Source organism: Halomonas sp. N3-2A (assembly GCF_002216165.1).
Taxonomy (GTDB): domain Bacteria; phylum Pseudomonadota; class Gammaproteobacteria; order Pseudomonadales; family Halomonadaceae; genus Vreelandella.
In genome coordinates, this window is record NZ_CP022286.1 from 3,301,608 (window position 1) to 3,314,220 (window position 12,613).

Annotated in this window: 10 protein-coding genes and 2 tRNA genes; 4 read left to right on the forward strand and 8 right to left on the reverse strand. The window is 50.9% G+C overall.

Going from position 1 to position 12,613, the window contains the following annotated elements; translation table 11 throughout:
* Positions 1–35: 35 nt before the first annotated feature.
* On the forward strand, positions 36–776 hold the full coding sequence (locus CEK60_RS15340; protein ID WP_089039765.1) for a response regulator transcription factor: 741 nt from the start codon (positions 36–38) through the stop codon (positions 774–776).
* Positions 777–888: 112 nt separating this feature from the next.
* Here CEK60_RS15340 and purC read toward each other — a convergent pair whose 3' ends face one another.
* From purC to dapA, 3 genes are all read right to left on the reverse strand, one after another.
* Positions 889–1,602 (reverse strand): phosphoribosylaminoimidazolesuccinocarboxamide synthase, encoded by a 714-nt coding sequence (purC, locus tag CEK60_RS15345; RefSeq protein ID WP_089039766.1) that lies wholly within the window; start codon positions 1,600–1,602, stop codon positions 889–891.
* Positions 1,603–1,632: 30 nt separating this feature from the next.
* Positions 1,633–2,631 (reverse strand): outer membrane protein assembly factor BamC, encoded by a 999-nt coding sequence (bamC, locus tag CEK60_RS15350; RefSeq protein ID WP_089039767.1) that lies wholly within the window; start codon positions 2,629–2,631, stop codon positions 1,633–1,635.
* A gap of 76 nt (positions 2,632–2,707) precedes the next feature.
* Complete coding sequence (dapA, locus tag CEK60_RS15355; protein ID WP_089039768.1) at positions 2,708–3,592, reverse strand: 4-hydroxy-tetrahydrodipicolinate synthase; 885 nt, start codon at positions 3,590–3,592, stop codon at positions 2,708–2,710.
* A gap of 385 nt (positions 3,593–3,977) precedes the next feature.
* On the opposite strand from dapA, the gene CEK60_RS15360 reads away from it, so the two are divergent.
* Positions 3,978–4,451, forward strand: coding sequence for a peroxiredoxin (locus tag CEK60_RS15360; RefSeq protein ID WP_089039769.1), 474 nt, complete (start codon positions 3,978–3,980; stop codon positions 4,449–4,451).
* A 111-nt stretch (positions 4,452–4,562) separates the two neighbouring features.
* Here CEK60_RS15360 and CEK60_RS15365 read toward each other — a convergent pair whose 3' ends face one another.
* Positions 4,563–5,660, reverse strand: a complete 1,098-nt coding sequence (locus CEK60_RS15365) for an AI-2E family transporter (RefSeq protein WP_089039770.1) — start codon at positions 5,658–5,660, stop codon at positions 4,563–4,565.
* Positions 5,657–5,935: a sulfurtransferase TusA family protein gene (locus CEK60_RS15370; protein ID WP_089039771.1), complete on the reverse strand. Its 279-nt coding sequence runs from the start codon at positions 5,933–5,935 to the stop codon at positions 5,657–5,659. Before CEK60_RS15370 ends, CEK60_RS15365 begins: the two co-directional genes overlap by 4 nt.
* Before the next feature lie 183 nt (positions 5,936–6,118).
* Between CEK60_RS15370 and CEK60_RS15375 the strand changes: the two genes are divergently transcribed.
* Positions 6,119–7,579, forward strand: coding sequence for a M48 family metalloprotease (locus CEK60_RS15375; RefSeq protein ID WP_089039772.1), 1,461 nt, complete (start codon positions 6,119–6,121; stop codon positions 7,577–7,579).
* Positions 7,580–7,650: 71 nt separating this feature from the next.
* Here CEK60_RS15375 and nadA read toward each other — a convergent pair whose 3' ends face one another.
* The 3 genes from nadA to CEK60_RS15390 all read right to left on the reverse strand — a co-directional run bounded on the left by nadA (position 7,651) and on the right by CEK60_RS15390 (position 9,171).
* Entirely contained in the window at positions 7,651–8,679 is a 1,029-nt protein-coding gene (gene nadA / locus CEK60_RS15380; RefSeq protein WP_089039773.1) for a quinolinate synthase NadA, read from the reverse strand.
* 289 nt (positions 8,680–8,968) lie between these two features.
* Positions 8,969–9,044, reverse strand: a tRNA-Lys gene (locus CEK60_RS15385).
* A 51-nt stretch (positions 9,045–9,095) separates the two neighbouring features.
* Positions 9,096–9,171: transfer RNA gene (locus CEK60_RS15390), tRNA-Lys, on the reverse strand.
* Positions 9,172–9,395: 224 nt separating this feature from the next.
* On the opposite strand from CEK60_RS15390, the gene CEK60_RS15395 reads away from it, so the two are divergent.
* Positions 9,396–12,584, forward strand: coding sequence for a UDP-N-acetylmuramoyl-tripeptide--D-alanyl-D-alanine ligase (locus tag CEK60_RS15395; protein ID WP_089039774.1), 3,189 nt, complete (start codon positions 9,396–9,398; stop codon positions 12,582–12,584).
* The last annotated feature ends 29 nt before the right edge of the window (positions 12,585–12,613 follow it).

Genomic DNA, 12,613 nt, shown 5'->3' on the forward strand with positions numbered 1-12,613 from the left:
ACTTTCACTGACGAGACCTGACCTGGATATAGCCCATGCGCATTGCAGTAGTAGAAGATGAGAAGGTGGTGTCAGAGCGCATTGAAAAAGCGCTTATGGATGGCTTCGCCGAGCGAGGTATAGAGGCAAACATCTACTCATTCGAGACCAGTAAGGCTTTTATTCATACTGCTAGCCGCAATACGTTCGATCTAGTCGTACTTGATTGGCACTTGCCTGACGGTACCGGTATTGCGCTACTGAATTGGATGAAAACCTATCTACAGATTATTCCTGCTGTCCTTATGGTGACCCTGAGACAGGAAGAAAGCGATATCATTCAGGCCTTGAACGCAGGAGCCGATGACTTTATTAGTAAGCCTTTTAGGCCACGCGAACTGGCCGCAAGAGCCTATGCGTCAACTCGTCGCCACTCGTTGCGCACGCCAAGTGTTGCTCAACAGCAAACATTAGAGTTTGGCCGCATTAAGCTCAATACCAATCGTGAAACAGCCTACGTAGACGGAGAAGAAGTATCGTTAACGAGGCAGGAGTTTCGCTTAGCCTTTCTTCTACTAAACCAGCTTGGCAGTCCGCTTTCACGCTCCTACCTATATGAATATGTATGGGGAAAAAGTGATCCGCCTGGCACCCGTACGCTAGACGTTCATATTCACCGGGTGCGAAAAAAGCTTAGTCTAACGTCGGAATTTGGCTGGAACCTTGTTTCAGTTTATGGCTATGGCTATCGGTTACAGGCGCTTGATGAACTAACTGCCGACTCTTCAGACGACTAAAGCACGCAATCAGAGTTCAAAAGAAAAACCCGCTTCGGAAGCAGTATCCTAAGCGGGTTTTTACTATGCAAACGTATCAGCGCAAACGTTTTATGATAGATAGGCTACGGCGTTAATCAATATGAATACCAATCCGTCGTGCTACTTCTTCATACGCTTCAATAACACCACCCAACCCCTGGCGGAAGCGATCTTTATCGAGTTTTTCTCGCGTATTGGCATCCCACAAACGGCATCCATCCGGGGAGAACTCATCGCCAAGGACTACGTCGCCTTTGAAGACTCCAAACTCAAGTTTGTAATCGACTAGCAACATGTCGCCTTCGGCAAACAGCTGCTTAAGCACATGGTTCACTTTAAAAGTAAGTGACTTCATTTTCACCAATTGCTCAGGGGTTGCCCAGCCAAAGGTTTCTGCTAACGACTCGTTAATCATGGGGTCTCCCTTCTCATCGTTCTTTAAGAACAATTCAAAGGTGGGCGGATTCAAACTGATGCCCTCTTCCACACCCAGGCGCTTAACTAGGCCACCTGCTGCAATGTTGCGTACGACGCACTCAACAGGAATCATCTCCATTTTTTTGACGAGGCTTTCAGTATCAGAAAGCTGCTTCTCAAAATGGGTAGGAATCCCCGCCTCTTCCAGGCGCTGCATAATGAAAGCATTGAAGATGTTGTTCACTTTGCCTTTGCGGGCCAGTGACTCTTTCTTTTTGCCATCAAAAGCACTGGTATCGTCACGAAAGTGCAGTACCAACAAGTCAGGATCGTCGGTGGTATAAACGGATTTCGCTTTACCAGCGTAGAGTTCTTGGCGCTTTTCCATAGGGGCTCCGAAGGGTTTCAAAATTAAAAATTAACGTAGGTAGCCGGAGACTCGCTCAAGCAGCTCGCGCTGATCGTCAGCAGTTAAACTACGCTCACTGGCATTAATCGCACGCAGAATGGTCTTATCACCATCAGGCTGAAGAGCTAGACGAATTTGCTGCGACATACGACGCACATCGGGACTGAAGACAATTTGTAGCGGGTTGCGACCTCGCTCAGTCTCGGTCATGTACTCAACCAGGAATTCATAGTTTTCAGCAGAAGTGGCTAATAGGTCGCGCTGCCCTTCGACACTAAAGTCGAGCTCAAGATAGTGGTCCAGCTCTGCCCAAACACGATCAATGGATTGAGGGATCACAACTTCCCACGCGTCGCCCTGCTGACGCATTTGCAGCGTCTGATCTTGTGCGAGTCGTTGTGCAGTCCAAGAAGATGCGCTAGCAGTGGCACTGCGTGCGCCTAAGTACTGCTCTAGGGCATCAAGACACACAGTCACACTTTGCCCTGCTTGCTCACAGCGCACCTCACTACTGCCCGCCCTGAGCGCGCTTTGTAGCTTCAACGTGGCTTGAGAGGTCACAATGACACCTTGATTCGCATCGCTTTGCTGAACACCTAGCTGGCGACTATTCACGAATGCTTCTAACTGAGGCCAAACGGCTCCCGTATCTGCGGCGACCACCAACCAGGTCTGATCACCTACCTGACGACGCTCTACGAATTCAGGTTCTAGACCGCTACCAATCGTTAACGTCTGGGGGGGGGCAATCTCGGCTGCCTCATCAATACGACTACCCTGCACCGCTACCTGGGGCACCGGCATGGCATCACGGTAACGCTGAGGATTGCGGGTTTCTGGCAGTACTAAGGGGGGCGCTGGGGTAGCTTCAGTATAATCCAAATTGCGGTCGTGATAGTAACCGTCATCGCGCGCGCATCCAGCAAGCGTGACAGCCGTTGCGAGAGCCAGCGGTATCCATTTAAGCGCACGTTTTTCAAGCAAACGTTTTTCAAGAACAGGGCTCATCAAGCCACCTTTACAGTCAACAGGTCGAGTACTCGGCGCATCAACGTACGCCGAGTAGCAAAGGGGTTACGTCGAATTACTCCTCTACGACGCCCGCCAGCTGCAGCGCTTCACTGACAGTGGCGTGGTACTTTTCCGACAGCCAGGTCAACGGCAAACGAATCCCTGCGTCCATATATCCCATGCGATGCAGTGCCCATTTAACCGGAATCGGATTCGCTTCAATGCCTAAATTGGTGTGTAACGGCATCAAACGCGTATTAATTTGGTGAGCCTTATCCGAATCACCAGCTACGGCTGCAGCGCAGAGTTCATGCATCGCTTTAGGCGCTACGTTCGCAGTCACCGAGATATCGCCGTGGCCACCCATCAGCATAAAGTCACAGGCGGTGGCATCGTCGCCGGAGTAGAGCATAAAGTCGCTGCCCTTCAAGCGGGTAATTAGATCCTCTGCGCGCTCAAGGTTCCCGGTAGCATCTTTCAAACCGATAATATTCTTCACCTCGGCTAGGCGTACTACCGTTTCATTATACAGATCAGAGCAGGTACGGCCGGGAACGTTATAAAGAATTACCGGCAGTTTGCTTCCTTCAGCCACCGCTTTGAAATGTTGGTAAAGGCCTTCCTGAGTCGGTTTGTTATAGTAGGGGCAAACCGATAGACAGTAATCTGCGCCAACTTCGCTAGCGTAGCGAGCCAACTCAACCGCCTCTGATGTGGCGTTCGCTCCCGTGCCGGCGATCACCGGAATACGACCATTCACCTCTTCTACCACGCTGCGGATCACATCAAAGTGCTCAGCAAATGTCATGGTGGTAGGTTCGCCCGTGGTGCCCGCTGCGACAATGGCATCAGTGCCATTATCGAGGTGGAAGTTCACCAGGCGACGAAGCGCCTCCCAGTCGATGTCGCCATTGACTTTCATCGGCGTCGCCAGGGCGACAATGCTGCCTGTGATCATCCGTTTTTTCCTCACCTGCCAAATTATAAAATTAAGCTACTGACGATGTTCATTGAAAATCGAGAAGCTTCGACCATAAGGGCTCTATTTATAAGAGCCTGTCCACAAGAGACTGCCCACAAGAGACTGTCCACAAGAGCTTTGACCACTAGAACGAGCACTATCGGGGCGATTTAACCTACTGCCATTTTATGCTTTGAACACTTTGCTGTCGTCCCAAGGGGGGCTACAGACAGCAAATGGTACTCAGGCGGCTCGAACCTGTACAGCGCAAAGCGCTGAGAGTTTTCTCACCTGCTCATTACTGGGCACTTATTCGCTTTGACATAATAGCGTTACTTTCGTGTAATCAACTAAGTAAACCCTCTCATAAAAGGAGCTATTCATGTCTGTAAAACTCAACCACCCGGTACCTGACTTTTCTGCTCCAGCCACCAGTGATACGACGGTGACGCTGTCTGAGCTGCGTGGCAAGCAGGTGGTTATCTATTTTTATCCAAAGGCCAGCACCCCAGGGTGCACTACCGAAGGCGGAGACTTTAGAGACCGCAAGCCACGATTCGATGCTGCCAATACGGTTATTATCGGCGTTTCTAGAGATGGTATCCGTGCTCAAGAGAACTTCAAAGCCAAGCAAGATTTTAACTTCGAGCTTATCTCCGATAAGGACGAAACCGTATGCCAGATTTTTGACGTTATCAAACTTAAAAAGATGTACGGCAAAGAGCATCTTGGCATTGAGCGCAGTACCTTCCTAATCGACAGCGAGGGTAAGCTTGCTCAAGAGTGGCGCGGCGTTAAGGTACCAGGGCATGTTGATGACGTACTAACAGCAGCAGAAGCGCTTCACGCCAACTAACAAAACCAGGAGCGCCGCATCCTGGGCGGGTACAGCGCGAAGCGGTGCCGCGACTGATTCGCAGGCAATTTTTCCGTTCGCGCCTCGTGTACTGCGGTTAGATGGTGCCTTTTAATGTTCAGCCAATGGGAGCTGCTTTTCACCTTCTCTCTCGGCTATTCCTCTTGGCCATGCATAAACCAGTGCTTTTAGCAGGGTGGCCAGGGGAATCGCAAAGAAAACGCCCCAGAACCCCCAGATACCACCAAAAAACAGCACCGCGACAATAATGGAAACCGGGTGAATATTATTCGTTTCTGAAAACAACACCGGTGCAAGCACATTCCCATCAAGCGCTTGAATAACGCCGTAAGCGACAACCACATAAGCAAACTGCTCACTGATCCCAAAATGAAACCCGGCAACGGCTGCCACTGGAATGGTGACCACCGCCGCGCCAATGTATGGCACCAGAACAGAAAAACCCACCAGCACTGCTAACAAGGCGGTGTAAGGTAAGCCAAAGAAAGCGAAGGTAAAAAAAGCGACTGTACCTACGATAATAATCTCTATCGATTTGCCGCGTATGTAATTAGCAATCTGACGATCCATCTCATGCCAAATACGCGTTAACAGCGTACGCTTTTGCGGTAGCAACGATAGCGTAAAGCCTACCAAAGACTGGCGATCCTTCAGCATGAAGAACACCAGTATCGGCACTAACACTAAGTAAATAATCAACGACATAATATTGCCGAGCGATGCCAGTGAAAGTGTTAATGCACGCTGCCCTAGCTGGCTAATTTCCCGGCTGGCAACGCCTATCCAACTCTGCATTTGATCGGGTGTGATTAAATTAGGATAACGGGCCTGAAGTTCATCTAACCAACCCTGGCCGCTAGCAAACATACGCGGCGTTTCCTGAACTAGGCTGACAAGCTGGTTCCATATCAGTGGCATCAAAATAAAGGCCATTGTTAGCAACACGCTAACAAACGCCACAAACACAACAATGACCGCTAATAAATGAGGTACACCGCGCCGCGTCAAGGCACTCACTACGCCCTGCAGTAAAAAAGCGATCACCAGCGCGGTGAAGAACGGCGCCAGCATCCTGCCAAACCAAATAATGGCCGCAAAACCAGCTACCAATACCAAGAGAAGAATTAACGCCTCTTCGTCTGAAAAGTAGCGATCAATCCAACTTTTCAGAATAGTGCGCATTGTCATGAGTGAGACATCCCTGCTTTACGTATCCAAAAATAGTACATATCGCCATGCTGTTCGCGTGCTTCTAACACATGATCACTAAGCTCAGTGAAAGATGCCATATCACGCCACGAACCAGCATCCGTTGCTCTTACTTCAAGCAATTGACCAGGGGCCAGCCCTGCCAATGCCTGTTTAGCTTTTAATAATGGCAGCGGGCAGTGCAACCCGGTAGCATCCAACACCGTATCGGGCTTAATGCTAGCGTTTGACCTGGACTCTGTGTGCTCGGACATACCCTCTCCCCCAAAATACCTACTTGATCAAAATACTTACTTGAATACGGCATTGTTACATAAACTATTTCTTTAAAACGGTCGCTGAGAATTTGATTTAACGGCACTTACCTGCCTGAATCAATGTCACACCGCTGTTTGCTGCGTATATTACTTGAATATCAGGAACACCATGAGGATGCCATGCTGCACCTTCGATTCACACTTTCTCGCCGAGCCTACGCGCTAGCGTTCATTCTGAGCATCGCCAGTGTTAGCCCGCCTAGCCTCGGCTTCGATGATTATCAGCTCCCAAGCCTAGGCGGCGCTTCAACCTCGGTCAGTAACGAGGAGTATCGCCTGGGGCGCGCTTGGCTTCGTCAATTTCGTGCCCAAGCACCACAGTGGCAAGACCCTATTGTAAATGACTACCTAGATAGTCTAGTTGCACGCCTTGCTCCCCACAGCCAGCTTGGCAACCTTCGCACAACGACCGTGATGGTTGATAACGGCTCTCTCAATGCTTTCGCAGTCCCTGGCGGGGTCATAGGTATCAATTCAGGGCTATTCGCCTTTGCTGAAGATGAGGGAGCCTTTGTGTCGGTTATCGCCCACGAGCTGGGCCACCTATCCCAACGACACTACGCCAGGGGCAGTGCACGTGCGGAGCAAACACAGCTGCCTGCAATGGCCGCCATGCTGGCAGGCATGCTCATTGCCGCTAGCGGTGGCGGCGATGCGGGCATGGCCGCTGCTATGGGTTCCCAAGCGGCGCTCATTCAAGACCAATTGTCCTATTCACGACGCTTTGAGCAAGAAGCCGACCGGGTTGGCCTGCAGGCAATGGCAAGTGCTGGATACAACCCAGATGCGATGGTACGTATGTTCAGTGCCATGCAGCGGATGGCACGGCTCCAGGGCGGCACACCACCAGAGTTTTTACTTACCCACCCGGTGAGCGATAGCCGACTAAGTGATGCTCAAGCACGCGCATCACAGCTAAATATTGCCGACGCCTATACCAGCGACACGTTATACGACATGATGCGCGCCCGCGCACTTTTGAGCATTTACCACAACACACCGCAACAAGCTGCGTCACGATTTGCTCAAGAGGATAGCGAAGAACAAGCGCAACGCTACCTATCAGCGCTAATGGCAGCCCGCAATGGCCAAACAGACAACGCACTGCAAACCATTGACCAATTGGCCCGCGAGCTACCTGACTACGGCATGCTACCTGCTTCTGCCGCCAGCGTTGCGCTAGAAGCACACCGCTATGAGGAGGCTATTACGCGTAGCCAGCGCCTGCTGCGCATCATGCCCAACTACTTACCTGCTCAATTGGTGTTAGCCGAAGCCCAGCTCCAGCGCGATCCTCAAGCAGCTTATGAGTTATTACGCGATATTACTGCTCAACACCCCGAAACCCCTCAGGGGTTCAATCTTCTTGCCGAAGCGGCCGGACGAAGCGGTTATGACGGCTGGGGACACTTAGCGCGAGCAGAACACTTACAGCTAACGGGCAGAATTGACCGCGGCATTCGTCAGTTGAGCATCGCCAAAGATGCCGCACAGCAAGAGAATGATCAACAGGCACTGGCGCGTATCGAACAACGTAGGGAAGCGTTCATTGAATATCGCGAGGCACTAGAGAAGTTTTGACGTTTCAAAAAAACAGCCCGAATGCTTATCGCATTCGGGCTGTCGCCTTGCTGCTATGGAGAGTTTATACGCTAGGCATTAAAGTTCAGCATTCGCTCTAATGGTTTTAACGCCTGCAGTCGCAGCGTGTCATCAACAAAAATCTCACCGCTACCGTCACGCAACGCACCAGCCAAGTTATCCAGAGCATTCATCGCCATCCAGGGGCAATGTGCGCAGCTACGACAGGTCGCACCGTTACCTGCAGTGGGCGCCTCAAATAGTGTTTTATCGGGCACCGCCTGCTGCATTTTAAAGAAAATGCCGCGATCAGTAGCAACGATCAGTTTGTCATTGGGCAACGTTTGCGCGGCTTTGATCAACTGAGAGGTTGAACCTGCCACATCGGCCAATTTGACCACGGCATCGGGCGATTCAGGGTGCACCAGTACAGCGGCTTCAGGATAAAGACGCTTAAGATCTTCAATCCCCTTTGCCTTGAACTCTTCGTGAACGATACAGGCACCGTCCCACATCAGCATATCTGCACCGGTTTTTTTCTGGATATAGCCACCTAAGTGCTTATCCGGCGCCCACAGTATTTTTTCACCTTTGGCTTGAAGGTGCTCAATAACGTCGACGGCAATCGAAGAGGTGACGACCCAGTCAGCGCGCGCTTTTACAGCAGCAGAGGTATTGGCGTATACCACAACGGTACGATCCGGATGCGCATCACAAAAAGCGCTAAACTCGTCAGCGGGGCAACCAATATCCAGCGAACAGGTCGCTTCCAGGGTGGGCATTAAAACGCGTTTTTCTGGGGATAGAATTTTCGCTGTTTCCCCCATGAAGCGTACACCTGCAACCACCAGCGTTGTTGCATCGTGCCGCGAACCAAAGCGCGCCATTTCAAGGGAGTCAGCAACACAGCCACCGGTCTCTTCAGCCAGCTGTTGAATGGCATCATCGGTGTAGTAATGGGCGACGAGCACCGCATTGTGTGCTTTTAGCAACTGCTTGATTTCGGCTACCCGCGCCTCATCTTCCGCAGGAATGCGGGTGGGGCAGTACGGGCTGGGGAGCGGAGCGTCAAGCTCAGCTTGAGTAGTCATAATAGTCATCGTGTCTACCACTGTGACGAACAGGGAATCCCCCTGTTAAACACCGGTCACGGCGTGTGCACTCCGCAAACGCCGCACTCGATGCGACGAGTCGCTGCGTCTCTCGCGGTGACTCATCGCTCTGCCCGCCATTAGTGCGGGCAGCGCTACCGAGACATCATTGGTAGCTATAACTAAGACTATTGTGGTGTTAAATCGTTGCCCGCTGCAAGCATAAAGTGTGCGTTAGGACGCTTCATCACCGAATAGCAAAACGCCCCTGGCAGCAAGCTACCAGGGGCGTTAAATTTGGTGGGTCGTGTAGGATTCGAACCTACGACCAATTGATTAAAAGTCAACTGCTCTACCAACTGAGCTAACGACCCAAATTTTGCTACGCACCTAGTTGACCACTTGGCGCTATAAACTGGTTCGAATGGTGGGTCGTGTAGGATTCGAACCTACGACCAATTGATTAAAAGTCAACTGCTCTACCAACTGAGCTAACGACCCCCTCGAACGGATGCATATAATACAGACCACCCCTACGCTTGGCAAGTTCTTTTAAAGCTGATTAGCAAAACTTCTAATTAACCCAGAAAAAGCATGGGTTGCTACTCTCCGGCTCTCCGGCGCTAATGACACGCACTAATTAAAATGTGATATTTAAGCCAAACATAAAGCGTTAACGCACCATACCCATGTGTTTTCGCGACGTTAACAAAGAGAAGCACAGCATGCGCCAGCAACCAACAGTGAAAAAGCCTACCGCCGCACGTAGTGCCCAACCAAAGGCCAAACAGCCTCAGGTACGCAGCCTGATCAAGCAGCACCCCACAAAAAAACTCTCAGCGCTAATTTTGCAGGCAAAAGCGCCACTGGAAGCAGAGCTGTCGAAAGCCCATTTATCAGTAAACAAATCACTTACCCTATTTTTATCATTCACGGATGGCTTGCAACGAGCAACCGTGGTGCAGTTTTCAGGTAAGCATCTAGCCGAGGTGTGGAAAAAGCTCGCCGACTGGCAACAACGAAAATTTAAAGAGTCGCCTAAGGTACGCTGGCTACGTATTGACTGGGTAACCGGAACGCGGGTCATGCCATGGGCCGACTGCCTAAAAGAGATGCAAAGCGTAAAGCGCAACTATTTCCGCTATGGCGTCTCTCTAGATACCAACTTCCGCTACGCCTTTCTTGAGCAAGAGCTCAACGCAAACGCTATGCTGTACCTGGGTGGCAATCAGCCCAAAGCCGCACTGAACAAGAAAAATTTTCTCAGCTATGGTGTGAAGCGCTACGGTAAGCACTTCTCATTACCAGCCCTCCAAGATCAAGCCCTGCTGTTCACCACCCAAGCCATTTTAGTGCAACCCGACAAACCGCATGAACTGCTTCACGGCTATAGCGGCGGTCAAGAAGGTCGCAATACCGGGCGGCGAATTATCGAGCAGCTAGACCCTGCTCAGGTTACCTCATTAATCCAGCAATCCAGCCAATTCCTGGCAGAGCAGGTCGATGCTAAAGGCCGCTTTATTTATGGCATTCACCCCTGCTTCGACAGAGAAATCAACGCCTACAATACGCTTCGCCACACCAGTACCACGTACTCGATGCTTGAAGCATGGGAAGTCACTCAAAGTAGCGAGTTAAAGTCTGCAATAGACCGCTCTATGGAGCACTTAACGAGCCAATTAATTCGCCAATATACCTTACCTTCTGGAGAAACCCTCGCTTACTTACAAGACAGCAACAACGAAATAAAGCTCGGCGGCAACGCGGTGTGTTTGCTTGCCCTTGTTAAGTACACAGAGCTTACTAATGACCAGCAATACTTGCCGCTTATGGAGCAGCTAGCGCTCGGCATACAGCACATGCAGCACCAGGCCACTGGCCAGTTCAATCACGTTTTAAATGCCGACGATCTCAGCATAAAAGAAGAGTTTCGCATCATATACTACGATGGCGAGGCCGCTTTCGGCCTAATGCGCCTATACGGCCTTACTAAAGATGAGCGCTGGTTGAACACGGTTGAAAAGGCGTTTGAGTATTTCATCGAGAAAGAGCACTGGAAAATCCATGACCACTGGCTTAGCTACTGCGTCAATGAGTTAACGCTTTACCGACCAGAAGAGCGTTACTACCAATTTGGTATCAAAAACGTTTCAGGGCATCTTAATTTTGTGATGGGACGTATTACGACATTCCCAACGCTGCTTGAATTGATGATGGCAGCTCACAAAATGATTACACGCCTGGAAACCAGCAAGCAGCATCAACACCTGCTGGAGCAAATTGATCTTAAGAAGTTCTACCGCGCATTAGAAGCACGGGCACACTACCTGCTCAATGGTTTTTTCTGGCCAGAATTTGCTATCTACTTTCAGAACCCGCAGCGCATCATGGGTAGCTTTTTTATTCGCCACCACAGTTTCCGTGTACGTATCGATGATGTGGAGCACTACTTGTCGGGGTATGTTGCGTTCTTGACCCACTATCTAAAAGCGCCCTGCGCCCCCTCTACCGTGGTCAACGACCGCGCCTGGAATGCCCATCACATAGAAGCAGCCACAGGGGGGCGCTGGCTTCGACGGCCTACACACGACTGGTTCGCAAAGGGAGTTAAGTATTTCGCTCCGAGCGTTTGTGGTGGCGACCTTGTGGTTGTGAGAGGCGAGGATGAGAAGGTCGGCGTTCTGCCAAGTCGCGTGAGCACCTTACCAACACCAGCAGGTATCATGGTGAGCTCATCCTCATCATCCACGCTGGCGCTAGAAAGCAACGAACTCCCAATACTTGAGGTCGACAACATCGGGGAGGCAATCTTAGCCCTTGGTCGCTATGCTCGAAATCAGATGAGCGGTGTTGTTGTCGGAGTGACTGGAAGCTCGGGTAAAACGACGGCCGTGGCCATGCTCGCACACGCTCTAGCAACTCGAGGTGACGTTTATGCCAGTGCACACAATGCAAATTTACCGCATGGCGTTGCCTGGAACCTGTCTTCAGCAGGATGGGATTTGCCACACCTAGTGCTAGAGATGGCAGTCGGCAGAATGCCGACCAGTTCCAGAATGGCACGGCCGCATGTTGCTGTTTTCCTAAACGTCCATCCGGCGCATATAGGTAGCTCACACACAGTGGCTGATATTGCTCGCGTCAAAAGCGCCATTTTCGAGGGTATGTCACCGGGTGGGATCGCTGTCATCAACCGAGATATGCTCGAGTTTGAAATGGTCTACTCGGCCGCCATTAAGAACGAGCAACGCGTCATATTGTTTGGCGAACACGAGCAGAGTGACATACGACTGATTAGCTATGACAACGTAACGCAGGTTGCCACATTGTCACGTTACGGTGGCCCACAGGAACGCGTGGAAATTGGAGCAGCAGGCCACCATATGGCCTTGAATAGCCTTGCAGTAATAGCCGTCATTACGGCACTAGACTATCCGCTAGCATCAATACTAGAACGCTTAAAAACATTCCGCCCATTACCCGGCCGTGGAGAGGAGAAACTTATTCGTTTTAAGGGTCGCCAATTCACACTAATCAATGATGCCTACAATGCCAACCCAGGCTCAATGGCCGCAGCATTGGATCGACTGGGACACCTCGCTGTTGAAGGACAACGAGTTGCCATTCTGGGGCATATGGAAGATTTGGGGCCATCAGCCGAGCAGTACCACACGGCACTTTTAGAGGCTGTCGAGCGTACTAAAATCGACACACTGTATGTCGTTGGGCCCCATTACCGAACATTCTGGGAGCGTTTGCCTGCTACGCAGCAAGGTGCCCACGTGGCGTCTATTGATGCGTTAAAAACAGTGCTGGCAGATACCTTCAACGATGGCGACGGTGTGCTCGTAAAAGGCTCAAACAGCACAGGAATGCATAAAATCGTTGCTTGGTTGGAAAGCGAGACTGCCTAATCATGGCCGAATACAGCGCGTAGCGACTC

What these genes read in the sequence shown, in the direction of transcription:
- CEK60_RS15340 (WP_089039765.1), top strand. Translation starts at nt 36, where the DNA reads ATGCGCATTGCAGTAGTAGAAGATGAGAAGGTGGTGTCAGAGCGCATT.
- purC (WP_089039766.1), bottom strand. Translation starts at nt 1,602, where the DNA reads ATGGAAAAGCGCCAAGAACTCTACGCTGGTAAAGCGAAATCCGTTTAT.
- bamC (WP_089039767.1), bottom strand. Translation starts at nt 2,631, where the DNA reads ATGAGCCCTGTTCTTGAAAAACGTTTGCTTGAAAAACGTGCGCTTAAA.
- dapA (WP_089039768.1), bottom strand. Translation starts at nt 3,592, where the DNA reads ATGATCACAGGCAGCATTGTCGCCCTGGCGACGCCGATGAAAGTCAAT.
- CEK60_RS15360 (WP_089039769.1), top strand. Translation starts at nt 3,978, where the DNA reads ATGTCTGTAAAACTCAACCACCCGGTACCTGACTTTTCTGCTCCAGCC.
- CEK60_RS15365 (WP_089039770.1), bottom strand. Translation starts at nt 5,660, where the DNA reads ATGACAATGCGCACTATTCTGAAAAGTTGGATTGATCGCTACTTTTCA.
- CEK60_RS15370 (WP_089039771.1), bottom strand. Translation starts at nt 5,935, where the DNA reads ATGTCCGAGCACACAGAGTCCAGGTCAAACGCTAGCATTAAGCCCGAT.
- CEK60_RS15375 (WP_089039772.1), top strand. Translation starts at nt 6,119, where the DNA reads ATGCTGCACCTTCGATTCACACTTTCTCGCCGAGCCTACGCGCTAGCG.
- nadA (WP_089039773.1), bottom strand. Translation starts at nt 8,679, where the DNA reads ATGACTATTATGACTACTCAAGCTGAGCTTGACGCTCCGCTCCCCAGC.
- CEK60_RS15395 (WP_089039774.1), top strand. Translation starts at nt 9,396, where the DNA reads ATGCGCCAGCAACCAACAGTGAAAAAGCCTACCGCCGCACGTAGTGCC.